This window comes from Geomonas ferrireducens, from assembly GCF_004917065.1.
GTDB classification, from domain to species: Bacteria; Desulfobacterota; Desulfuromonadia; order Geobacterales; family Geobacteraceae; genus Geomonas; species Geomonas ferrireducens.
The window spans coordinates 832,773-857,237 of record NZ_SSYA01000001.1; the positions used below are offsets into that span (position 1 = coordinate 832,773).

A 24,465-nucleotide genomic window follows, 5' to 3' on the forward strand; every position below is an offset into this window, starting at 1 on the left:
GCAAATCCCCCCTGCCCCCCCTTCGCAAAGGGGGGAACGTTGCGGCTCCTGCAACGCTGCGTGGGCTGAGCCATCTTCAGGCCGCTGTACTCCTCATTACCCGGAGTACGGCCCTTTCAGCATTAAAAGGTGTGCAATGAATCACAAATCAAGACGCGGTGCCTTGCGTGCCGCCATCGTCGTTGTCGCCTTTCTTTCCTGCGGTTTTACCTGGGGGGGGAAGGACAAATGCACGGAAGCTCGTGAAACAATAGAAAAGATCACCCCCGAGAGTGCCGCCGCAGAGAGGGCCGAGGCGGAGCGCAAGGTGCGCGACCTCTGCCCCGACGGAGGTGCGCCGCTTTACCTGAAGGGGATTTCCATGGAAGCGGCCCACGACAGCGATGGCGCCGTGACTGCCTACCGCGATGCCTTCGCCAAGGATCCGCTCCTTTTGCAGGCGAGGGGGCGCATCGGCCTTTTGCTCCTGGCGAAAGGTAACCGCGAGGAGGCTTCGGTCGACCTCTTCGAAGCGGCGCGACAGACGAAAGAGCCGCGCTACGCACGAGCCCTTGCCGACATCTTCCTCGACGCCAAACTTTACGCCCTGGCCCTCACCCAGTACCGCCAGGTCCAGCCCTCCTTCCCGGACGATGCGAACCTGTACCTCAGCATCGCCCGCAGCTACCGCGGCCTGGGCGACCAGAACCACGCCATGGAGGCCCTTCAGGAAGCGCTCCGCCTGCAGACGGGTAACGCCACGGTCCATCTCGAACTGGGCACCCTGTACCAGGAGCGCAACGACTACGTGCAGGCTGCGGCACATCTGCGCCAGGCGATCACCGCAGATCCAAACAACGCCAGCTACCATTTCCGGCTGGCCCAACTGCTGGAACTCTCGGGGAAACGCGACGAAGCCGCCAAGGAATACGCGCGTTCCGGGGTGAAGCGCACCGACACGCTCGCCGACCATCTGAAACGGGCGGCCAAATACGAAGACGAAGGCGAGTTCGCCCTCGCGGCGACCGAATATCGCGCCCTGCTGGTGAAGAATCCCGACGCGGCCGGTGTGCGCGAGAAACTGGGCGACGCCGAACTGGCCGCCGGCCACGACGCAGAGGCGATCACCGCTTACGAGGATGCCCTGCGCAAGAAGGAGGATTCCGGGCGGGTGCGTTACCACCTGGGCACCCTCTACGAGCGCAAGGGGGACCTTGACGAGGCGGTACGCAACTTCAGCGCGTCGCTCAGGCTCGATCCGGCCAACAGCGACGCCCGCAGGCGGCTTGCCGACATCTACGCCCTGCGCGGCGATCTTGAGGAAGCGATCCGGGCCTATCAGGACCTCATCTCGCGGCAGGCCGACAACCCGCTGAACTACTTGAAACTCGCGCGGCTGCAGGAAAAGCGGCGTACCTACAAGGACGCGATCGGCTCCTATGAGAAGGCGCTCGCCCTGGACCCTGCGAACAGCGAGGCGCACCGCAGCATCGCCTTCCTGTTCCTGCGCTTGAAGCAGCCCGAGCAGGCCGAGCAGCACCTGCACGAGGTGCTGAAACTCGATCCGAGGAATGCGCAGGCAAGGGACGCGCTCATCTCCTTGTCGGTGAAGCAGAAGAAGTACGACCAGGTGACCTCCCTGCTCGAGGAGGACGCGCGCCTGAACCCGCAAAGTGCCGACAGTCAGTACCGGCTCGGCGTGATCTACGCATTCAAACGCGAGGACGAAAAGGCCCTGCAACAGTTCGACGCGGCATTGAAGTTGAAGCCGGACCATGCGAGGGCCCTGAACGCGTTAGGCAAGCTCTACCTGAAGGAAGGGGACCGGGACAAGGCGCGTGAGGCCTTCGCCGCGGCAAGAAAGGCGGATCCGGACCTGCTCGAGCCTGTGGAGCTTTGGAGCAAACTGAGCGCGGAGCCGAAGAAATACGCGGAAAAGAAGGCGAAAGTGAGCAAGTCCTCGAAGAAGAAAAAGGGGAGCTCGAAGGCGGTTTCTAAGTCGAAGAAGAAAGGGAGTTCCAAAGGAGCCTCGAAGAAGGGGGCCAAGCGGAAGTCCAAACGGTAGCTGATCGCTTGCGTTGAAAAAAGAAAGGAGGCGCTGCACAAGGCGCCTCCTTTTTCACCATCGATGGCTTTGCGTCACCGGCGCCAGCCTGCCCAGACCGGGACGCCTGCCGCGTCTCGCAGTTGCAGAACCGCGTCACCCTTTTTGACCTCCGCCGCGATGATGGCGGGCTTGCCGTCGAAATTGATCCGCGCGCCCTTCACTTCGACCCGGTCCCCCTTCTCGATCTTCGTGTCGAGGCGCTCCACGAACCACGCCGGGCCGAGATGCACCGGGATGGTCCCCTGGTCGGTCTTCAACTGGAGATGCACGCCGTTGCCCGGTCCCTTCCTTGCCGACATGACCTCCACCTTTACCACTTCACCGGCCACGGTCTCCACCTTCGCCGGGTCGTAGAGCCGCTGGTAGGCGCCGTTCATGCCCCATCCCCCGCTGCCGCGCCACCCTTGCCACGGAGCGGCGTAGGCTGAAGCGGTGATGGTTAAAGCAAGCAGTGATGTCACAACTACGGAGACGTTTCTTGTTGCCATAAGAACCTCCTTGTGTGAAATAGGCTGAAAGCATACCACCGCCGGGGACTTCCTCAGCTATAAAGCTCCAGACGCCTCATCTATTCCATTCAGAACTCTCTGAGGCCGCCTGGTTAACGAAACCATCGATCAAGTCAGCGCTATCGCAGCACTCCGCAGCTCAGCAAGATGGCGGGTAACCGCCGTTGAAGCCAAATAGAGAAGAAAGGACGCATGTGAACCGGAAAATAGTCGAACAGGTGACGCTGCTTGCCAGCGTGATCAAGTGGGCAAGCTACGCCTCCATCGTAGGGGTACTGGTGGGAGGGGGCACCACGGCCTTTTTGAAGGCCCTTTCCTGGACCTCTGCACAGTACGCCAAGGTGCCTGACTACTACCTGCTGTTGCCGCTGACCCTCGTCGTGAGCACCCTGCTGGTCAGGTGGTTCGCCCCTGACGCTGCCGGGCACGGCACCGAGAAGGTGATTGAGGCGGTGCACCAGAAGATGGGGAGAATATCCGTGATGGTTGTCCCGGTTAAATTGGCCGCCACTGTCATCACGCTGGCCGGCGGTGGCTCGGCGGGCAAGGAAGGCCCCTGCGCACAGATCGGCGCCGGGCTTGCCTCTTCCTTCGCATCTTTGTTGCGGCTGAACGACGTCGACCGGCGCAAGCTTGTGATCTGCGGCATCAGTGCCGGGTTCGCCACCGTCTTCGGCACCCCCATCGCCGGTGCGCTTTTCGGCGTCGAGGTGCTTGTGCTCGGACAGGTCTTCTACGACGTGCTCTTTCCTTCTTTCGTCGCTGGCATCATTGGGTTCCACGTGGCGGGAAAACTTGGGGCGAGCTATCCGCATCCAGCCACTGAAATCATCCCCGCCGTCACCGGCTGGAGCTTCACCGAGATGATCCTGCTCGGCATCTGGTGCGGTCTCGCGGCCCTGCTCTTTATCGAGCTCATGCAGTTGGGGCACCGGCTTTTCGGCCGACTTTCATGGCACCCGGTGGTGAAGGCTATTTTCGGCGGGGCGCTAATGGTGCTGATCGGCAGGTTCGTGTCCCAGCGCTACCTGGGTCTCGGGCTGGACAGTATCGACGCCGCGCTGAAGGGGCAGGTACTTCCTTTCGACGCCACCTTCATGAAGATGATCGCCACTTCGATCACCCTGGGAAGTGGCGGCAGTGGCGGCGTCGTCACCCCTATCTTCTTCATTGGAACGGCAGCGGGGAACCTTTTCGCGTCGCTTTTCCATGAACCGCTGGTCGCCACCTTCTCGGCGATCGGCATGGTCGCCCTTCTCGCCGGCGCCGCCAACACCCCGATCGCCGCATCGGTGATGGCCATGGAGCTCTTCGGCGCTGGAATCGCCCCGCATGCAGGCGTCGCCTGCATGGTCAGTTTTCTCATCGTCGGATACCGCAGCATCTATCCGAGCCAGATCCTCGGCATCCAGAAAAGCACTTCCTTGAAGGTGGAAACGGGCAGGCCCCTCGGTCAACTGAACCCCGAGAAACTGCAGGACCGCCTGGCTATCTCCTTCCCAGCCTTCATAGTTAAGGGAGCGAAGGTGCTTGGCAAAGGGAGGAAAATCCGCAAATAAACCGCGGTTGCCACCCCCGGTAGTGATCGGGCGCCCTGTCGTAAAAGTTAATTTTTTCACATCTGATATCATGGTTTCCTTGTCTTCGTGGTAAGCGGCTGGTTCACCCGCCGAAAATCGCAGGCACAAGGAGGCTCACATGGAAAAAAGTTCCGGCAGGGTTGTCGTTATCACCGGCGCATCGGCCGGTGTCGGGCGCGCCATAGCGCAGGCGTTCGCCCGCGAGGGTGCATGTATCGGTCTTTTCGCGCGGAACCTGGAGAGGCTCGAGGCAGCCAGGGAAGAGGTGGAACGACTCGGGGGAAAGGCGCTCGTGCTCGTGGGGGATGTGGCTGACTCCGGGCGGGTTGAGGAGGCCGCGACCGAGGTGGAGCGGGAATTCGGCCCTATCGATGTATGGGTCAATAACGCCATGACCTCGGTCTTCTCTCCGTTCGACGCTATGACGCCCGAGGAATTCAAAAGGGTTACCGAGGTGACCTATCTCGGCGCTGTGCACGGCACCATGGCGGCACTGAAGAGGATGCTGCCTCGCGACGACGGCATCATCATCCAGGTAGGCTCGGCCCTCGCCGATCGTAGTATCCCGCTGCAGTCCGCCTACTGCGGCGCAAAGCACGGCATGCGCGGCTTCACCGACTCGATCCGCTGCGAACTTCTGCACAGGAAAAGCCGCGTGCGCATGACCATGGTGCAACTCCCCGCGATGAACACTCCCCAGTTCGACTGGGTGAAGTCGCGTCTTCCGAACCGCCCGCAGCCGGTCCCCCCGATATTCCAGCCCGATGTAGCCGCAAGGGCCATCGTCTGGGCCTCACACCACCGGCGCCGGGAAATATACGTCGGCATGCCGACGGTGAAGGCGATGTGGGGCAACAAGTTCATCCCCGGCCTCATCGACCGTTATCTCGGCCGCACCGGGTATCGTTCGCAGCAAACCGATGAACCGGAGCGGGCGGACCGGCCCGCGAACCTGTGGGAAAGCGTTCCCGGGCCGTACGCCGCGCACGGTCGCTTCGACGCGCGTGCGAAGTCGACTAGCGCACAAGTCTGGATCTCCGAGAACAAGTGGGGGCTTGGCATCATGTTGGCGGGATGCGCCATGGCGGCGGCCGCTTTCGCCGAGGCTCGCGGCAAGTCCGGATCGCGAAGCAAGCCCTTTTGGCATCGGAAGCTATAGCTTGTGCAGTCGGATGCCGTAGCTTTGACGGGCGAAACTTATGGCTTCGCAAGTCGAATGAGAAGGTATCGGGCCGGAAGTTATAGGTTTCGGGGTTGGAAGTGGCAGGTTTGGGCCCCGAAGTGGTAGGTTTGGGGCGCGAAGTGGTAGGTTTGGAGGACGGAAGTGAAAGGTTTCGATTCGAAAGTGGCAGGTTTGGGTCCCGAAGTGGCAGCCGAAGTGATAGGTTTGGCAGTCTGAAGTGATAGGCTGGGAATCGGACGGTGGAGGTTACAAGCCAGGAGCGCTGCCGGAGGCAAAAGACGAAAAAGGGGGACGGCTGATGCCGTCCCCCTTTTTCGTCATTCCTTGCTCTTCTTGAAGTAACCCAGGAATTCCTGGCGGGTTAACCACTTCTTGCGCACGAGGTGCTCGATGCCGCGGCTCATGGCCTGACGCTCGCCATCCTTCATCTCTCCCTTCAGGAGTACGAAGAACGGGATGTTCCTTGTCTGCGGGTAGAGCCGGAAACGCTCCAAGAGCTCGAAGGCCGCCTGGTCCGGGAGCATGAGCGCACAGAACATCATGTACGGATGCATGATGGTGCCAACGGCCACCGCCTCCTTGGCGGTGTAAGCGTTCACCACCTCAAACCCCATCTTGGTGAGCGCCTTCTGTACATCCTCTTCACCCCTGCGGGTCACCATCATCACCTGCAGGTCGTAATCCTCGGATTCCTCAGCCAGCCCAAGCTGGTTAAGCTTCCTCGTCATGTATGGGACGTCCATCGGGAGGGTGAAGAACCCAGCCACCGGGAAGACCGCCCCCACCTGGCCGATCTCGCTCAGGTACATCGGAAGAATCGGAATCTCGCGAGTTGCCGGGTTCTCCTTCAGCTTCAAGAGCACCCCCCATCCATCGTCAGACCAGGGGGAAAGATCGAGGAGGATCGCCCTCGGCGTGCAACCGGTCAGTTCCGAGATCTTCGCCGTCCTTGCCCGGTGCCCTCCTTCCGCCAGATAGCTGCAGACGATGGCTCCGCGCTCAACGCGCTCGCCCAGTCCCATGATCCAGAGTTCCCGCTCATCACATTCGATCATCTGCGCTCCTTATCGTACCTGCGCCCGGTCATGAACCTCTCCGGGGCGTACCTTTAATGGTGTGAAGAGCACCGTTGCCGCAAGCAGGCTCGCCGTCCGGAGGGCGGGATGCCGCTCCCACCGCGCCGTTCCGGTTCACTCAGAATTTTTAATAAATAACATATTTTTACTACAGAGCAAGAAAAAGTTGTGCAGTTGAATTGACCAGCGATATGTGATACCAATCGCTGACCGCTGTTCGGGTGCAACCGCTAAAGGAGGGGAAGTTTATGAAGAGCAGGGTATTTTTCGCTGACATGCGCGCCGGAGCCAAGGAGAACCTTTTCGCCAAAATCGGGCGACTGATGCAGCAGGCTGGGCTTTCGGTGGCGATCGCCCCCGGCGACCTGGTCGCGGTAAAGGTGCACTTCGGTGAGCGGGGGAACCATACCTTCATCCGCCCGATCTTTTTACGCCGCGTGGTCGATGAGATCAAGGGGTGCGAGGGGAAACCTTTCCTCACCGACTCTTCCACGCTCTACCCCGGTGAGCGCAAGGAAGCGGTATCCGCCCTTGCCTGCGCCGTCGAGAACGGTTTCGCATACGCGGTGGTGAATGCGCCGCTCATCATGTGCGACGGCCTCAAGGGGCATAACGCGAAGGACGTGCAGGTGGATGGCGAGGTCCTGAAGACGGTGAACATAGGGGCGGAGATCCTCGAAGCGGACGCCCTGATCGCGGTGTCGCACTTCAAGTGCCACGAGTTGACCGGCTTCGGCGGGACGCTTAAGAACCTCGGCATGGGATGCTCGAGCCGCACCGGGAAGATGCAGCAGCACTCGACGGTGGCCCCTAAGGTCGCGGAGCGTTTCTGCAACGGCTGCAGCGTCTGCCTCAAGTCCTGCGCCCATGCCGCCATCACCATCATCGAAGGGAAAGCCCACATCGATGCGGATGCCTGCGTCGGGTGCAGCCGCTGCATCACCGCCTGCCAGAGAAAGGCGATCAACATCCAGTGGAACGAGAGCGCCTCGCTCGTCATGCGCAAGATGGCCGAGTACGCCAAGGGGGCCCTGCATGGCAAGGCCGGCAAGACCCTGTTCCTCAACTTCATCACCCAGGTCTCCCCGGCCTGCGACTGTTACGGCCACGCCGACGCCCCCATCGTGAACGATATCGGCATATGCGCCTCCACCGACCCGGTGGCGCTGGACCAGGCCTGCGCCGATCTGGTGAACAACGCCCGCGGCAACCAGGACACCGCGCTCGCCTCAGGGCACGAGCCGGGAGGCGACAAGTTCCGCGGCGTTCATCCCGAGATCGACTGGGAGGTGCAGTTGGAGCACGCCGAGAAGATCGGTATCGGTACCAGGAGCTACGAGCTCGTCAAAATCTAGAGGAAACTCCCGCCATCCAGCGAGATAAGCAGGGAGAAATCGTTCTCCCTGCGGTCCTCGGTCAGGTTGTTGATGCCGTTGAACTCCCCCTTGATCCCCAGCGAGGGGGAGCGCGTCCATTTGAACAGGCCCGCCAGGGGGTAGAGCGCCTTCACCTTTGCCCCCAACACCTCCCGCCCGGTCCCTACTCCGGTGCTCTCTTTCTTGAAGCCCCCCTTCACTTCGTAATCCAGCCTCTTCTCCAAAAGATTCCCGGTAACCCCGAGGTTCACCGCGTACTGGTCGGTGCGCTGGTCTGCGGCATAGTCGTTGATCCGCTTCATGGAAAGATCGGGGAAAAGGGTGAAGTTTCCCGCGGAAAACTTGGGGAATAACCCGACGCTCGCGCTGGAAAGCTCCCGCTGCTGCTTAATCCGGTCGGTCCTCTGCGTCACGCCCCCGCGCAGCCCCAGGTCCCATCGTCCGGCGAGGAGGTTCACCTGCCCGGACATCGCATCCTCGGCAACGTCCTTGGGGGCGTACCCCACCGGCTCATTGGTGCTGTCGATGAAGGTCTTGCGGTACTGCAACGCGAGCGGGAGCATCTTGAATCCCTTGAACTTGTAGTCAACGACCCCCTCGTAGCGGTAGAGCCTCGGGTTGAGCGGGTCCTTCTCCGTGTTGTCGTTGTAGCGCGAAAGCCTCACGTCGAGGTCGTGCAGCACAAAGGCGGTGGCAACACCGAAGGTCCCCCCTTCCCGGTCCCGCTCCGGCCCGTCTCCCATGAGCCGGTACCTCGGACCGGTCTTCTCGTAGAGCGCCGTGTAGCGGCTGCGCCCCCAGTCCCCGGTCATCTTCAAGCGACATGCGCTGTCGCGCAGCGCGGAGCCGGGAGCGGCGGTGTTCGCGTCATAGACGGAGTAGTCGTACTCCGCTTCCGCGGCGAGCTTCCCCCTGACCGGCTCCAGGCGGGCCACGAACCCCACCACATCCCCCCTCTTGGCCCCCGCGGTCGGCCAGCGCCCCTCACGGTCCAGCGAACTGCGGCCGGAGACGAAGATGGTCTTAAAGAGCGCGCTGTCGTCCAGGAGGGAAAGCTCCCCCGTCGCCCCCACCAAGGTGTCTTCCGGCCCGGGGTGAAGTGCCCCTGAAGTTGCGAAGGTTTTGAAGGTAGCCCGGTTCCCGGCGTTTCCGGTCAAAAGGGAGAAACGCCCGCCCCTGCCCCGCGCCTCCTGCAGGGTGTTGCCGGTCTCCTTGAGGCGCAGGTCCCCCATCTCCGCGAGCACCTTAAAACCGCTCCCGCCGTACTCGCCCCGCTGCAGAACGAAGGACGGCCTACGTAACCGGTCGTTGAGCCACGGCTCGGTCGGGTACTCCGCTTGAAATTCGCTGCGAAATGAAAAGGTCGGAACGACCAGGGGAGCGGCAAGGGCGAGCCCCGGGATGGGAAGAGGAACGAAGTCCGGCGCCGGGGCAACAGGCACGGGTAAAGCAAGGGGCGGAGGCACGTCGGAATAGGAGGCGCGGGCGGGCAGCGGCGCCGCGAGATACGCCGCCAGCAGGACGAAGAACGCCCCGGCATGGAATCTGCCAGGGCGAAGGATCATTTTTCGAAGGGATGTCTTGGGCATCCGGTCTGTACCAACTACTGCGCCCTGCCCCGAAGGAGCGGGGGAACCTCCAGGAACAAGGCTCCTATTTGAGGAAGCCGAATTTCTTCATGCGGTAACGGAAGGCGTCGATGCCGAGATTAAGCTTCTTCGCCGCCTTCGACTGGTTCCAGTCGGTCATCTCGAGCGACTGCTTGATCAGCTCGCGTTCGACCTCCTCGATGTCGATCCCCTCCGCGGGGAGCTTGAAGGTGGTGAGGGGAACGGTCACCTGCGAGGCCTTGGCGATGATCTCGAGCGGCAGGTTCTCCATAAGCAGGGTGTCTTCGTTGCCGAGGATGATGGCGCGCTCGATGACGTTCTTCAGCTCGCGGATGTTGCCGGGCCAGTTGTATTCCACGAGGAGCTTCTCCGCCATGCTCGAAATCCCCTTGGTCGACTTGCCGAACTCGCGGGAGAAGGTCTCGATGAAGTGGTTGGCGAGCATCAGGATGTCCTCCTTGCGCTCGCGCAGCGCCGGAAGGAAGATCGGGATTACCTGGAGCCGGTAGTACAGGTCGTTTCTGAAGGTCTTATCCTCGATCGCCTTCAACAGGTCCTTGTTTGTCGCTGAAACGATCCTCACGTCGACCGGGATCATCTTGGTGCCGCCGATGCGGCGGAAGGTGCGGTCCTCGAGAAAGCGGAGCAGTTTCGCCTGCATGCCGAGTTCCATGTCGCCAATCTCGTCGAGGAAAACGGTGCCGCCGTCGGCCAGTTCGAAAAGCCCCTTCTTGGAGGTCTTCGCGTCGGTAAAGGCACCTTTCTCGTGGCCGAAGAGTTCGCTTTCGAGGAGAGTGGCCGGGACCGCGGCGCAGTTGATCGCGACGAACGGCTTCTCGGCACGGGCGGACTCGTAGTGGATATACTTCGCCACCAACTCCTTGCCGGTCCCCGACTCACCCTGCACGAGGACGGTGGAGGCGTCGCTTTTGGCCACCTTCGCCATCATCTCGAGCACGTTTTTCATGTGCTTGGAGTTGCCGATGATCTTCGGCGGCCCCTGCTTCTTGTGCTCGCTTCTGAGCTGGACCACCTCGCGGCGCAGCTCGGAGGTATCGAGTGCCTTCCTGACCACGAGCGACATCTCGTCCAGGTTGAAGGGCTTGTTGATGTAGTCGTAGGCCCCGTGCCGCATGGTGTTCACGGCCGTTTCCAGCCCTCCCTGCGCGGTGACCATGATGACGAGCAGCTCCTCGTCGATCTCTTTCAGGCGCTGCAGCACCTCCAGGCCGTTGATGCCGGGGAGGTGGTAGTCGAGCAGCACCAGCTCGGGCTGCTCCTCCCTGGCAAGCCTTATGGCGTCCTCGCCGGTTCCCGCCGTGCAGACTTCGTACCCCTGCTTCTTGAGGTTCTGCTCCAGGGACCACCGGATCAGGTGCTCGTCATCGACGACCATTATCTTCGCTCTGCGCATAGCGGCTCCTTAAGGATGATGTGCCGTGCTCAGCACCGGAATGCGCCGGTTGCTGCCGTTACTGCCGTTTTCAACCGATGGTCCCCGAACCAGCCATCGCCTCTTCCAGCTCGGCCTGCGTCGGGCAGTAGGCGGGGAGTTCCACGGTGAAGGTAGTTCCCGCACCGTCCTGGCTCACGCAGGAGAGGCGCCCGCCATGCTGCTCGATGAGACGGTGGCTGATGGCGAGACCGAGGCCGGTCCCCTGGGCCTTGGTGGTGAAGAACGGGGTGAAGATCTTCTCCAGGATCTGCGGGGGGATACCCTGGCCGGTGTCGGCAACCTTCACCTGCACCATGTCCATCTCGTCGATTCTCGCGAGCCTGCTCGTGACGGTGAGGGTTCCACCAGACTGCATCGCCTGCACCGCGTTCAAAAAGAGGTTCAGGAAGACCTGCTGGATCTGCTTCGGGTCTACGTAGACCGGCGGCAGGTCCTCGGCGAGCTCCAGCTTCTTCTCGATGTTCTTGCCGCCGCGGTGCTGCGAGGCGAAGATGAGGATCTTCTTGAGGGCGCTGTTTATGTCGGTGCAGGTCGGCTCCGCCACGGTCGGCTTGCCGAAGAAGAGGAGGTCGTTCACCGTCTTGTCCAGACGCGAGATCTGCTCCAGCACCTCGCCGATGATCAGGGCGCGCCCGTCCTCGGGAGAAAAGTCGTCCTTCAAGACGGTGATGGCGGCCGCGATCCCGGTGAGCGGGTTCTTGATCTCGTGGGCGATGCCGGCGGCCATCTCACCCACCGAGGCGAGCCGGTCGGCGCGCTCCATCTGCTGGAAGTGGTAGGTCTCCAGCTCCCTTTTCGCACGGTCCAGCCGGTCCACCATGGAGTCGAAGGAGACGATCAGGCGCCCGATCTCATCCTTCCCCTCCGGGACCATGCGCACCGACAGGTCGCCCGCCTCCACCCGCGCCATGTTCCTGGCAAGCTGGTGCAGCGGCTTCTTGACGAACTTAAGCATGACAAGGGAGATGGCAAGCGAAAGGAAGCCGATGATGGCGACGGTCGACATGACGAAGAGCTTGGTCAGCTCGACGATGCGGCGCCTGGTCTCGACCAGCGAGTAGTTGACGTTGAGGAGGCCGATGATACGGCTTTTGGAGCCGTGGCACAGGTTGCACTGGCGGTTGTTGTAGATCGGCTTCACCATGCCGAGCACCTCGCCGTGCCCCTCCAGGGTGAAGACCCCCTCGCGCTTGTTGTCCAGGAAGAGCTTGAAGTCGTGCTCGTCGACGACGCGCCCCACCTCCCCCCCCTGCGAGGACTTTAGGATGACGCCGTGGGGATGGAAGATGCGCACCCCAACGAGGTTCTCGCTCTGTCCCACCATCTCGAGGATGACCTTCACGTCCTCGGTGTTGCCGTGGCGCATGGAGTTGTAGAGGGATCGTTCGATGGTGTCGAGCAGCAGCTCGCTCGACTCCCGGGCGGAGTTGATGAGCTGCATCTGCTCGCGCCTGAGCGTCAGGAACGCGAAGGTACCGATGCCGAAGACGAGCAGGCAGATGGAGAGCACGATAACGCGCGATGTGAGACTCTTGAAGATCAGGGTGCCTCCGCTTCCATCCGCTACTGTGGTGTGTTTGAGCCCGATGCTCCGGTTGAAGGTGACTTAAGGGAGCTCTTGCTCCCCCCGAGGCCGGTTATGGCCCCGCCGGTTGCGGCCGACTTGGGAAAGTGATTATAGAAGAACTGCCATTCGCTGTACTTGTTCTTCTTTTCGAAGTCCTGAGGTTCCAGATCGAAAGGGAAGTTACCCTGCTTCACAGGTTCCTGCGCGCTCGTCGACTTCACACCGACGATCTTGCCGTTCTCTCTGATAACGTCCCACTCCTTGCCGGTCATGGGATCGACAAGACAATACGGCCTCAGGTAGCGCGCCTTAGCCGCGCTGTTCGGGTCACTCAACAGCGCCTTTAGGTCCGCCGGGCCAGGAATATCCGTAGTCGGGCCGGACTGACCCCCGGGGGCGGGCACGTTAGTGGTAACCGGTTGCCCGTTCACGACCTGCACTTTGTACCACTTGCGCAGCGCGTCACGGATCTGCGTACCGCGGGATAGGAGTTCCTCCTCGCGCTCGCGCTTCGCCGCGGTGCTCCAGACCACGGCGGCCCGGGTGGCCATGATCCCAACGATCATGACCATTACCAGGGCGCCGATGTAGGTGAAGCCACCCTTGGACCGGAGCACCCTCAGCATCATTTCTTCCTCGAGACGATCTCCCTGGCCTCTTCGATGAGGGTTTCCGCGTTCAGCCCGAAATACTTGAGGAGTTCGTCCGACTTCCCGGAGGTACCGAAACGATCGTACACGCCGACGCGCTTCATGAGGGTCGGGCAGTTCTCGCCGAGGAATTCGGCAACCGCGCCGCCCAGGCCACCGATCACGGAGTGCTCCTCGGCGGTGATGACGGCGCCGGTCTCACGTGCCGCCTCTTCCACGAGCTCCTTGTCGAGCGGCTTTATGGTGCCGATGTGCAGGACGCGTGCGGAGATCCCTTCCGCCTTCAGCTTCTCGGCAGCGATGACCGCCTGTGCGGTCATGAGGCCGGTGGTGATGAAGGTGAGGTCGGTGCCGGGGACGACGACCACCCCTTTGCCGATTTCGAATTTGTGACCCGCCGGGAAGACGCTCGGCACCTTGTTGCGGCCAAGGCGTACGTAGACGGGCCCCTTGTATGCCGCGGCAGCGCGGATGGCCCCCTTGGTCTCCTCGCCGTCGGCGGGGACGATGACGGTCATGTTCGGGATGGCGCGCATGATGGCCACGTCCTCGACGGACTGGTGCGAGCCACCGTCCTCACCGACCGTGACGCCGCCGTGGGTGGCGACGACCTTCACGTTCGCCTTCGGGTAGGCGAGCGCCTGGCGGATCTGCTCCCAGCCGCGGCCTGCGGCGAAGATGGCGAAGGTGGAGAGGAAGGGGATCTTGCCGACAGAGGCAAGACCTGCCGCGGTCCCCACCATGTTGGCCTCCGCGATCCCCATGTTGAAGAAACGGTTGGGGAATTTCTTGGCGAATACGCCGGTCTTGGTGGAGCCGGAGAGGTCGGCGTCGAGCACCACTATCTTATCGTTCTCGCCCCCCAGCTCGGCCAGCACCTCGCCGTAGGCGTCCCTCGTTGCGATCATAGTCGTGTTCCTTTCTTGTATGTCCCTGCCAAATTGATTTAGTCGAAGCAACCAAGACACTTGAGCGCCTCGGGAAGCTCCTCGTCGTTGGGGGTGACGCCGTGGTAGGACGCCTTGTTCTCGAACAGGTGAACGCCCTTGCCCTTAACCGTCTTGGCGACGATGGCGGTCGGTGCACCCTTGTGCGCCTCGGCGGCATCCAGCGCGGCGATGATCTGCCCCATATCGTGCCCGTCGATCTCGATCACGTTCCAGCCGAAGGCCTTGAACTTGTCGGAGATGGAGGAGACGTTCATGACCTTGGAGACGTCGCCGTCGATCTGCAGCCCGTTGGAATCGATGAGGGCGCAGAGGTTGTCGCTCTTGTAGTGGGCGGCGGCCATGGCGGCCTCCCATACCTGCCCTTCCTGCAGCTCGCCGTCGCCAAGGACCGCATAGACGCGGTTGTCCTTGCCGTCGAGCTTAAGGCCCAGTGCCATGCCGTTGGCCATCGAAAGCCCCTGGCCGAGGCTGCCGGTGCAGACGTCGACGCCCGGGGTCCCCTTGCTGTCCGGGTGTCCCTGGAGGTGGCTGCCAAGACGGCGCAGCATCATCAGGTCCTCGGAGGGGAAGTAGCCGCACTCGGCCAAGGTCACGTAAAGCGCCGGAGCGGCGTGTCCCTTGCTGAGCACGAAGCGGTCACGCCCGTCCCAGGCAGGCTCCTGCGGGTTGTGGCGCATCTTGTGGAAGTACAGCGCGCACACCATGTCGATGGCGGAGAGCGACCCGCCGGTGTGCCCGGACTGCGACTTGTGCAGCGTCTTCACGATGGCGACGCGCAGGCGTCTCGCCTTTTCCTCCAGATCTGCAATCTTTTCTTTCACGAAGGTTCCTTTCAGGCTGGCTTTTTATTTGTCCTCGCCGGTGATGAGGTAATCGAGGATGACCTCATCCAGGCTGCGATTGGCTGGCGTTGTCGGGGGTGTGTCCTTGGGCGGTTCCGGTGCCTGTGACGCGGCGGCCGGTGTCTGCGGTGCGGCGGCCTGGACCTGCGGCGCCGGTACTTCCGGTGTTTGCGGTGCGGCGGCCGGCTTCTGCGGTGCCGCCGTAGGCTCGGGGGCTCCATCGGGGAAGATGCGGGCGTCGAACTCTCCGTTTTTCAGGCGGCGCATCATATCCTTGTGCTGCTCTTTCATGATCGATTCGACCACCGCCTCGAGCTGCTCCACCGTGATGATGTCGGCGTAGCTGGTCTTGGCGGAAGCGATGATGGTTCCTTCACGGTAGAGCAGGGTGATTATGTGCGGGTTTGCCTTGCCGCTGTCCTCGGTCTGGACGTGGAAGAGAACCCCTTTGTACCTGATATTGTGGTTGAATCCCAAAACCATGAGCGCCCTCTACGCCAAATGGCGTACCTCGCTGGCACGTTAACACAGGGTGCGCGGCGTTGCAAGCGATAGTTGCTGACTCCGTGGGCCTACGATATGGCAAAAAAGCGTTTATTTTGCCAGCAGTTCCTTGATGCGCGCCACCGCCTCCATGGCGTCCTTGGCGTAGAGGTCGGCGCCGATCTCGTCGGCGTACTGCTGGGTCACCACCGCGCCCCCCACCATGGTGAAGCTCTTCACCCCTTCAGACTTCAAAAGGGCCACCACCTTGTCCATCTGGGCCATGGTGGTGGTCATGAGCGCGGAGAGCCCCACCGCGTCCACCTGGTGCTCGCGCGCCGCATCGAGGATCTTGGCCGCCGGTACGTTCTTGCCGAGGTCGATCACCTCGAAGCCGTTGTTCTCGAGGAGGGTAACCAGGATGTTCTTGCCGATGTCATGGATGTCACCCTCGACGGTGGCCATGAGGATCTTGCCGATGCTCTTCAGCGCGCCGGACGCGAGTTCGCTCTTGAGCCGGGCGAAGGCGGCCTTCATGGTGTCCGCGGAGACCATGACCTGCGGAAGGAAGAAGGAGCCGTTGCCGAAGCGCTTGCCCACCTCGTCCAGGCCGACCAGGAGCGCCTCCGAGCTGATCTCCATCGGGGTGAGCCCCTCGGCGAGCGCCTCCTCGACCAGGGCGACCACACCTTCCAGCTCGCCGTTGATGACCGCCTTGGCGAGACGACCGCGGATCCCTTCCGGCTCCACGGCGGCTTCGACGGGGGCGCCGGCGCCGGCCGATGCGGGCTGGGTCGAGGCGGTCACCGCCTGCCCCTTGTAGGCCTCGATGTAGCCGGCGGCGTTCGTATCCTTGCCGAGAAGCACCATCGCGCTGCGCCATGCCGCCATCATGGGCGCCTCCTTCACGTTGACGATGGCGGAGGTGAGCCCTGCGGCGAGCGCCATGGAGAAGAAGGTGGAGGAGATGAGCGGACGGCAGGGAAGCCCGAAGGAGATATTGGAGACCCCGAGCGTCGTGTTGAGCTTGAGCTCGCTCACCTTGCGCACCGCCTCGAGGGCGACGAGTCCCCCCTTCGGTTCTGCGCTCACGGTGAGGGTGAGACAGTCTACGACGATGTCGCTCCTCTTGATCCCCATTTGCGAGGCACGCTCGGCGACCTTCTGCGCCACGGCCACCCGACCGTCTGCCTCGGCGGGGATGCCCGCTTCGTCGAGGGTGAGGCAGACGACCGCCGCCCCGTATTTCTTCGCGAGCGGCAGCACCGCGGCCATGCTCTTCTCCTCGCCGTTCACCGAGTTGATGAGCACCTTACCGTCCGCGGCCTTGAGGCCGCGCTCCAGCGCCTCGGGCGAGGAGGAGTCGAGCACGAGCGGGGTCTGCACCGCGCCGGTGATGCAGAAGACGGCGCGCTCCATGGCGGCCAGCTCGTCGATCCCCGGGGCGCCGACGTTCACGTCGAGCAGCGTCGCCCCGAGTTCGGTCTGCTCCAGCGCCTCGCGGCGGATGTAGCTCACCTTCCCTTCCCTGAGTTCCTGGGAGTAGAGCTTCTTTCCGGTCGGGTTGATGCGCTCGCCGATGAGCGCGGCCGGGTGCTTGGCACCCATCGGGGCGAAGGAGCCGCGGCTCGAGATCCAGGTGGTGCCGTCATCCTCCTTCGGGACGAAGGGGGTCTGTTTTTCGGCGAGGGTGTCCTTGATGGCCCTGATGTGGGCGGGAGTCGTGCCGCAGCACCCGCCGATGACGCGAACGCCGAGGCCGATCATGCGGTCGTGGTAGGCGGTCATCTCGTCCGGGGTGCCGGGGAATACGGTGACGCCGTCCTTGAGGACCGGCAGCCCCGCATTCGCCTGGGAGATGAGCGGGAGCGAGGTCACCTTTCTCATGGCGCAGAGGATGTCGTAGATGCCGTCCACGCCGAGGCCGCAGTTCGAGCCGACGAGGGAGGCGCCTGCCGCCTCGAGGGTGATGGCCGCCGCCTCCGGCGGAGAGCCGAGCACGCTCCTTCCCTTCTCCTCGAAGGTGAGCATGGCGATGACCGGGATATCGGCGGAGAGGTCGCGGATGGCGATGAGGGCCGCGCGGATCTCCTTGATGTCGAGGAAGGTCTCCAGCGAGATGAGGTCGGCGCCGGCGTCGATGAGCGCCTTCGCCTGTTCCTGGAACATGCCGTAAGCTTCGTCGAAGCTCATGTCGCCGACCGGCTCCACAAAACGCCCGGTGGGGCCGATGGAACCAGCGACGTAGGCGTTTTCGCCGCAGACCTCACGGGCCAAGCGCACCGCCTCCGCGTTGATGCGGGTCACCTGGTCGCCCAGGCCGTAGTGTTCCAGCTTCGCCTTGGTGCCGCCGAAGGTGTTGGTGACGATGATGTCCGCGCCCGCCTCGAGGTAGGCGCGGTGCACCCCTGCCACCACCTCGGGTGCGGTCAGGTTCATTTCCTCCGGAGACTGCCCGGGTTTGAGTCCGCGCTCCTGCAGCATCGTCCCCATGGCGCCGTCCAGAACCAGCACCCGCTCCTTAACCGCCTGCATAAACGGCATCTTCATCTTAACCCCCAGGAAACGTTCAACGTTCTACGTTCAACGTTCAAAAAGTTTTTTCCCTCCGGCCTGCCCCAGTGCCGCGGATGCCGCGCAACAATTCAAGCAAGGAGCAACCCCAAATGGCGCACGCTGAACGCCGAACGTTGAACGTTATTTCTTCTCCAGCGTGAAGTCCGGCGGGATCGGGGCGGAGAGGTCGAGATGCCCCTTGAACTCCTTCACCGGCTTGCCGTCGATCAGGAACTGCACCCCCTTCACCTGCGGGAAGTTGGCTGCCACGGTGTCGACCACGGAATACACCGCGGTCATCTCTGCGGAACTCCCCTCCGGAAGCCCCTCCACCAGCTCGTGGGAGAAATCGACCTCGGCCACATCCCCCTTAAGATGCGCCCCGAGCACGCGCGCGTTGGTCGGCAGGCTCGGCGCCAGGCTCCCCAGGGGGCCCACCACCAGCTCGTCCACCACGCTGGCGACCATGTCGTCGGCGGTATCCTCCACGGCGATCTCACGCCCCTCACGGGCAAGACCGGACCCTTCCTCGTTGCCGAAGAAAAGCGTCACCACCCGCGTATCGGGAGCCTGCTCGGTCTGCGGCGCAACCTGGGCCGGCTGACTCGCGGTCCGGTACTTGCGCAAGACGAGAAGCCCCACGACGATGGCAAACACCAGGAAGGCGACCAGGAGGACGCCTTTGGCCTTGTTAGTACGTCTCTTCACCGTCCTCGCCCTCCTGTTCCTGTTCCAGGCTCACCTGGTAAACGTCCCCCAGTTCGCCACCGAGGAAACGGTTGCCGACCCTGATGAAGCCGGCGGGGATGTCGGTCACGTAGAAATGGTGGTTGCCTCTTTCGCAATCGGGACGCAAAAGGCCCTCGCCGGAGAGGATCTGTGCCACGGTACGCGCGGTCTCGGCAGCGGAGTCGACCAATGCCACCTCCGGCCCCATCACCTCGGCGATCACTTCCTTCAGGATCGGGTAATGGGTGCAGCCAAGGACCAAAGTGTCCACACCTTGCTGTTTCAGGTCCTCGAGGTAGATGCGCGCCGTCATCCTGGCGACCTCATTGTCCACCCACCCCTCTTCGGCCAGCGGCACGAAGAGCGGGCAGGCGCGGTTCACCACCTCGATGTCTGGGTTGATCCTCTTGATGGCCTTGGTATAGGCGGAAGAGGCGACGGTAGCTGCGGTGCCGATCACCCCGACCTTCCCGCTTCTGGTGGCGGCGGCAGCGGCGCGCGCGCCCGGCTCGATCACCCCCACGATGGGGATGTCGAACTCCTGCTGCAGCGCGGCGAGCGCCACGGCGGAGGCCGTGTTGCAGGCGACGACCAGGAGCTTTATGTCGCGGTTCATGAGGTAGCGCGCGATCTGGCGCGAGTAGCGGACCACCGTTTCCGGCGACTTGGTGCCGTAGGGAACGCGGGCGGTATCACCAAGGTAGATGGTGTCCTCCTGCGGGAGCGTGTGAATCACTTCCTTCAGGACGGTAAGACCGCCCACGCCGGAATCGAAGATGCCGATTGCTTTCCAGGCCAAAACTGTTCTCTCCATTAGTTTATTTCCTGCTGGCAGATCTTCTGCCGACCCGCCCCGGAAAGACGTCCACATCCCGTCTTTCACCGGGCATTGCGAAGACAAACCGTCCACCGTAGCGTTGTAAGCGAAGGTGTAGCCCTGCCCGCCGTAGCCGATAGGCGAAGCGTGGAGCCTGCCCACCGTAGCCGATAGGCGAAGCGTGGAGCCTGCCCACCGTAGCCGATAGGCGAAGGTGGGATGTTATTAGATTTTTAGAGGGAGTGTCAAGGTTTACGTCCAGCGGAGGGGTCAGGAAGATACGAAGAGCATGACGAGCGGCGGAGCCAGGAAAACCGCGGGGAGCAGGTTCCCCACCGGGACCCGTTTCACCCCGAGCATGTCGAGGCCGATGGCGAGGATCAAAAGCCCGCCGACGGCGTTCATCTCCTGCACCACGGCGGGTGTCATGATCTGCTGGGCGAAGGACGCGGAGAGGGTGATGGCACCCTGGTAGGCGAAGAGCGGCAGCGCGGAGAAGAGGACGCCCACTCCGAGGGTGGAGGCGAGCGCCACCGAGGCGATGCCGTCCAGGGCGGCCTTCGCGTAAAGGATGTCCGGGCGCGACCCGAGACCGTCCTGCAACGCCCCCATGATGGCCATGGCTCCGACGCAGTACAAAAGGCTCGCCGTGACGAACCCCTCGGCCACCTTGCCGCTTCCCTTGAAGCGGTCGCCGATCCAGTTCCCAAGGGCCTCCAGGCGCCCCTCGATGCCGAAGAGCTCGCCGATGATCCCGCCGCCGATGAGCGAGCCGATGATAATCAGCGGCTGCTGACTTTTCAAAGAGAGCTGCATGCCGATAAGTAATACTGCGAGCCCGACTCCGGACATGACGGTCCCCCTCACACGACTGGAAATGAGGTGTCCCGCCTTGATGCCGATAAAGCCACCGATTACTATTGCTGCTGCGTTTGCTGCCGTACCTTGCATGATCATCGCGCCAAGATAAGGCAGGTCCAAGGCCAAGGCAAGCAAAAAGCCGCCCCGCTGCTGCCCCCATTTTGCGGTTTGGCGACAGCATACAAAAATATAACTACATTCTGGATTGACATTCGATTTCGAATCTGCTTTTATATGCCACCTTTTTGAATACATAATTAAACCCTCAGAAATTAAAGGGAAATTGGTTTTACCAATAGGGCGGCACCTGTTTTATTATCGCAATAAAATTTCCACCATTTGTTTTAGTCTCGGTAAAAAACACCCCACTAAAGGAGAAGAAATGGAAGCTCGGAAATTCAGGAAGGTGATGGCAGCTAACCGCGGGGAGATCGCGATCAGGATCTTCCGCGCCTGCACCGAACTAGGCATCAGCACGGTTGCCATCTATTCGGAAGAGGACAAGCTCTCACTGCACCGTTACAAGGCGGATGAAGCCTACCAGGTAGGAAAGGGGAAAGCCCCCATCGACGCCTACCTGGGGATCGACGAGATCATCGCGCTCGCCAAGAAGCGCGACGTCGACGCCATCCACCCCGGTTACGGCTTCCTGGCCGAGAACGCCGAATTCGCCGAGAAGTGCGAGGCAAACGGCATCGCCTTCATCGGACCTACCGCCGAGATGCAACGTGCCCTCGGTGACAAGGTCGCCGCGAGGAAGGTGGCGAAAGCCGCGGGCGTTGCGACGGTCCCCGGCACCGAGGAGCCCATCCTCCACGAGGAGGACGCGCTCAAGTTCGCCAAGAACCACGGTTACCCGATCATCATCAAGGCGGCGGCGGGCGGCGGCGGGCGCGGCATGCGCGTCGCGACGAACCAGAAGGAGCTCCTCGAAGGGCTGCAGTCGGCCTCGTCCGAGGCGAAGGCCGCCTTCGGCGACCCCTCCGTCTTCCTCGAGCGCTACCTGAAAAACCCGAAGCACATCGAGGTGCAGGTCCTGGGGGACGGCTATGGCAGCCTCGTGCACTTCTATGAGCGCGACTGCTCCATCCAGCGCCGCCACCAGAAGGTGGTCGAGTTCGCGCCGTCCTTGGCCCTTCCCGGCGACACCCGCTTAGCCCTTTGCACCGACGCTCTGAAGATCGCCAAGCAGGTGGGGTACCGTAACGCCGGCACCGTCGAATTCCTCCTCGACGAGGAGGGGCGCTACTACTTCATCGAGATGAACCCGCGCATCCAGGTAGAGCATACCGTGACCGAGATGATCACCGGCCGTAATCTCGTGCAGGCCCAGATCCTCATCGCCGAAGGGAAAAGGCTCGCCGACCCGGAGATCAACATCCCGAACCAGGGCTCCATCGAGATGCGCGGCTACGCCATCCAGTGCCGCATCACCACCGAGGACCCGACCAACAACTTCGCCCCCGACTTCGGCACGCTGACCACCTACCGCTCCTCGGCAGGCTGCGGCGTCCGCCTCGACGCGGGTAACGCCTTCACCGGTGCGCAGATCACGCCGCACTACGACTCGCTGCTCGTCAAGGTGAGCTCCTGGGGCCTCACCTTCACCGAGGCGGCCCACATCATGGATCGAAGCCTCCAGGAATTCCGCGTGCGCGGCGTGAAGACCAACATAGGCTTTTTGGAGAACGTGATCACCCACCCGGTCTTCCTTGCGGGCGAGTGCAACACCTCCTTCATCGACCAGCACCCCGAGCTCCTCGTCATCCCCGAGAAGAAGGACCGCGCCAACAAGGTGCTGAACTTTCTGGGCGACGTGATCGTGAACGGCTCCGCCGGCGTCGCGAAGCCCTTGCGCTCGGCCGAACTCATCGACGCGTGCGTCCCGCAGATCGAGCCGTTCGCGCAAAAGCCCAAGGGGACCAAGGACATCCTGCGCGAGAAGGGGGCCGAGGGGCTCGCCAAGTGGGTTCTCGAGCAGAAGAAGCTCCTCCTAACCGACACCACGATGCGGGACGCACACCAGTCGCTGCTCGCCACCCGCGTCAGGACCTACGATCTCCTGAAGATCGCCGAGCCTACCTCGTACCTTGCGAGCGACCTCTTCTCGCTGGAGCTTTGGGGGGGCGCCACCTTCGACGTCTCGATGCGCTTTCTGAAAGAGGACCCCTGGCAGAGGCTGCACGCCCTCTCCGAGGCTATCCCCAACGTTCTCTTCCAGATGCTTTTAAGGGGAGCGAACGCGGTCGGCTACACGAACTACCCGGACAACGTGGTGCAGCGCTTCGTGGCCCAGGCCGCCGAGAGCGGCGTCGACGTCTTCCGCGTCTTCGACTCGCTCAACTGGACCCGCGGCATGCAGGTCGCCATGGAGGCGGTGCAGAAGTCGGGCAAGATCTGCGAGGCAGCCATCTGCTACACCGGCGACATCTCCGACCCCACCCGCACCAAGTACCCCCTCTCCTACTACGTCTCCATGGCGAAGGAACTGGAGAAGATGGGTGCGCACATCCTCGCCATCAAGGACATGGCGGGGCTTCTCAAACCGTACGCCGGCTACCAGCTCGTGAAGGCGCTCAAGGAGGAGATCGGCATCCCGGTGCACCTGCACACGCACGACACCTCCGGCAACGGCGGCGCGCTTCTGCTCATGGCGGCGCAGGCCGGTGTCGACATCGTGGATGCGGCGCTCTCCTCCATCTCCGGCCTCACCTCGCAGCCCAACCTGAACGCCCTCGTAGCGACCATGAAGGGGACCGAGCGCGACCCGCAGGTGGACGAGCGCGGCATGCAGCAGCTCGCCAACTACTGGGAGACGGTGCGCGATTACTACACCCCCTTCGAGTCCGGGCTCAAAAGCGGCACCGCCGAGGTGTACCACCACGAGATCCCGGGTGGACAGTACTCCAACTACAAGCCGCAGGTCGCGGGCTTGGGCCTCATCGAGCGCTGGGAGGAGTGCAAGGAGATGTACCACAAGGTGAACCTCCTCTTCGGCGACGTGGTCAAGGTCACCCCCTCCTCCAAGGTGGTCGGCGACATGGCGATGTTCCTCGTGAAGAACAACCTCGAGCCGGAAGACGTCTTCGCCCCCGGCGCTGACCTCGCCTTCCCCGAGTCGGTGGTCGGCTTCTTCAAGGGTATGATCGGCCAGCCCTACCAGGGCTTTCCCAAGGAGCTGCAGAAGATCATCCTCAAGGGGCAGGAGCCCATCACCTGCCGTCCGGGCGAACTCCTCGAGCCCGCCGACTTCGAGAAGGAGCGCGCGACCGCCGAGGCGAAGGTAGGCCACCCGGTGAACGACGAGGAGTTGATGTCGTACATGATGTACCCGAACGTCTACGTGGAGTACGCCAAGCACCGCCAGGAGTTCTCCGACGTCTCGGTGATCCCGACCCCGATCTTCTTCTACGGCTTAGAGCCCGGCCAGGAGACCTCCATCGAGCTGCAGCCGGGCAAGACGCTCATCGTGAAGCTGAACGCCATCGGCAAGACCCAGCCCGATGGTACCAAGAAGATCTACTTCGAGTTGAACGGCAACGCGAGGAGCGTCACGGTGCGCGACCAGTCGGTGCAAAGCGACGAGTGCGGCCACGAGAAGGCCGACAAGTCGAACCCGAAGCACGTCGGGGCCCCGATGCCGGGCAAGGTCATCAAGCTCAACGTGAAGCCGGGGGACGCCGTCAAGGCGGGTGACATTCTCGCGGTCACCGAAGCCATGAAGATGGAAACGAACATCAAGGCCAAGGAAGACGGTTGCATTGCCGAGGTGAAGTGCAAAGAGGGTGGAAAGGTGGAAAAAGAGGAGCTCCTCTTCGTTTTGTCCTAAAGCAGAAAGACCAAACGCACGCGAAAGGGGGGCACGAGCCCCCCTTTTTTTTCGTCCGGTCGCCAAAACCTTGGCGACGCAGCAATAACGGCCTTTTACGCCGCCTAAAATTTGGGCATTTTGCTAGAAATATCCCATTTGTTGCCAATAGTCCCCTTTACCGCCCATTTCTCCACATACTTTTCCACAGGCCACGTGGATAGAAGAGCATCATCCAGCAACGCTCCGCACTGTAAACATTCCTAAAGCCTTGATAGTTGTCCACTTTACCGGCAGAAAACGAGTTCCCGACATTTCCTTGACGT

Annotated in this window: 18 protein-coding genes; 5 read left to right on the forward strand and 13 right to left on the reverse strand. The window is 62.3% G+C overall.

From position 1 onward, the window contains the following. The first annotated feature begins 136 nt into the window (after positions 1-136). Complete coding sequence (locus E8L22_RS03685; protein WP_136523893.1) at positions 137-2,044, forward strand: tetratricopeptide repeat protein; 1,908 nt, start codon at positions 137-139, stop codon at positions 2,042-2,044. A gap of 74 nt (positions 2,045-2,118) precedes the next feature. Here the strand turns inward: E8L22_RS03685 and E8L22_RS03690 are convergent, their stop codons facing one another. After that, positions 2,119-2,574, reverse strand: a complete 456-nt coding sequence (locus E8L22_RS03690) for a single stranded DNA-binding domain-containing protein (RefSeq protein ID WP_136523894.1) — start codon at positions 2,572-2,574, stop codon at positions 2,119-2,121. Positions 2,575-2,789: 215 nt separating this feature from the next. Between E8L22_RS03690 and E8L22_RS03695 the strand changes: the two genes are divergently transcribed. Both E8L22_RS03695 and E8L22_RS03700 read left to right on the forward strand, forming a co-directional pair. Further along, complete coding sequence (locus E8L22_RS03695; protein WP_136523895.1) at positions 2,790-4,154, forward strand: chloride channel protein; 1,365 nt, start codon at positions 2,790-2,792, stop codon at positions 4,152-4,154. Between the two features lie 139 nt (positions 4,155-4,293). Then, entirely contained in the window at positions 4,294-5,334 is a 1,041-nt protein-coding gene (locus E8L22_RS03700; protein ID WP_136523896.1) for an SDR family oxidoreductase, read from the forward strand. 341 nt (positions 5,335-5,675) lie between these two features. On the opposite strand, the gene E8L22_RS03705 is transcribed toward E8L22_RS03700, so the two are convergent. Continuing rightward, the gene (locus E8L22_RS03705; protein ID WP_136515493.1) at positions 5,676-6,413 is read right to left on the reverse strand and encodes a response regulator; all 738 of its coding nucleotides are present in this window, start codon (positions 6,411-6,413) and stop codon (positions 5,676-5,678) included. Between the two features lie 269 nt (positions 6,414-6,682). Here E8L22_RS03705 and E8L22_RS03710 point away from each other — a divergent pair, with 269 nt between their 5' ends. Next, complete coding sequence (locus E8L22_RS03710; RefSeq protein WP_136515492.1) at positions 6,683-7,789, forward strand: DUF362 domain-containing protein; 1,107 nt, start codon at positions 6,683-6,685, stop codon at positions 7,787-7,789. Here the strand turns inward: E8L22_RS03710 and E8L22_RS03715 are convergent. From E8L22_RS03715 to E8L22_RS03765, 11 genes are all read right to left on the reverse strand, one after another. Beyond that, positions 7,786-9,375: a hypothetical protein gene (locus E8L22_RS03715; RefSeq protein WP_246044539.1), complete on the reverse strand. Its 1,590-nt coding sequence runs from the start codon at positions 9,373-9,375 to the stop codon at positions 7,786-7,788. The two genes, E8L22_RS03710 and E8L22_RS03715, sit on opposite strands and share 4 nt — an antisense overlap. 88 nt (positions 9,376-9,463) lie before the next feature. Next, the gene (locus E8L22_RS03720) at positions 9,464-10,834 is read right to left on the reverse strand and encodes a sigma-54-dependent transcriptional regulator (RefSeq protein WP_136515490.1); all 1,371 of its coding nucleotides are present in this window, start codon (positions 10,832-10,834) and stop codon (positions 9,464-9,466) included. A 70-nt stretch (positions 10,835-10,904) separates the two neighbouring features. Beyond that, positions 10,905-12,386, reverse strand: coding sequence for a two-component system sensor histidine kinase NtrB (locus tag E8L22_RS03725; RefSeq protein WP_246044540.1), 1,482 nt, complete (start codon positions 12,384-12,386; stop codon positions 10,905-10,907). Between the two features lie 53 nt (positions 12,387-12,439). Then, on the reverse strand, positions 12,440-13,069 hold the full coding sequence (locus tag E8L22_RS03730) for a type II secretion system protein (RefSeq protein WP_198420116.1): 630 nt from the start codon (positions 13,067-13,069) through the stop codon (positions 12,440-12,442). After that, positions 13,069-14,001 carry a transketolase family protein gene (locus E8L22_RS03735; RefSeq protein WP_136523899.1) on the reverse strand — a complete coding sequence of 311 codons (933 nt, stop codon included), beginning with the start codon at positions 13,999-14,001 and terminating at the stop codon, positions 13,069-13,071. Before E8L22_RS03735 ends, E8L22_RS03730 begins: the two co-directional genes overlap by 1 nt. Before the next feature lie 38 nt (positions 14,002-14,039). Next, positions 14,040-14,864 (reverse strand): transketolase, encoded by an 825-nt coding sequence (locus tag E8L22_RS03740; protein ID WP_136523900.1) that lies wholly within the window; start codon positions 14,862-14,864, stop codon positions 14,040-14,042. 24 nt (positions 14,865-14,888) lie between these two features. Continuing rightward, complete coding sequence (locus E8L22_RS03745; protein ID WP_136523901.1) at positions 14,889-15,368, reverse strand: hypothetical protein; 480 nt, start codon at positions 15,366-15,368, stop codon at positions 14,889-14,891. A 111-nt stretch (positions 15,369-15,479) separates the two neighbouring features. Continuing rightward, positions 15,480-17,918: a homocysteine S-methyltransferase family protein gene (locus tag E8L22_RS03750; RefSeq protein WP_136523902.1), complete on the reverse strand. Its 2,439-nt coding sequence runs from the start codon at positions 17,916-17,918 to the stop codon at positions 15,480-15,482. Between the two features lie 147 nt (positions 17,919-18,065). After that, entirely contained in the window at positions 18,066-18,632 is a 567-nt protein-coding gene (locus E8L22_RS03755; RefSeq protein WP_136523903.1) for a GerMN domain-containing protein, read from the reverse strand. Continuing rightward, entirely contained in the window at positions 18,616-19,452 is an 837-nt protein-coding gene (gene murI / locus E8L22_RS03760) for a glutamate racemase (RefSeq protein WP_136524816.1), read from the reverse strand. The genes E8L22_RS03755 and murI overlap by 17 nt, the downstream gene beginning before the upstream one ends. A 288-nt stretch (positions 19,453-19,740) precedes the next feature. Next, positions 19,741-20,427, reverse strand: a complete 687-nt coding sequence (locus tag E8L22_RS03765) for a DUF554 domain-containing protein (protein WP_136524817.1) — start codon at positions 20,425-20,427, stop codon at positions 19,741-19,743. A gap of 286 nt (positions 20,428-20,713) precedes the next feature. Here E8L22_RS03765 and E8L22_RS03770 point away from each other — a divergent pair, with 286 nt between their 5' ends. After that, positions 20,714-24,160, forward strand: a complete 3,447-nt coding sequence (locus E8L22_RS03770) for a pyruvate carboxylase (protein ID WP_136523904.1) — start codon at positions 20,714-20,716, stop codon at positions 24,158-24,160. The last annotated feature ends 305 nt before the right edge of the window (positions 24,161-24,465 follow it).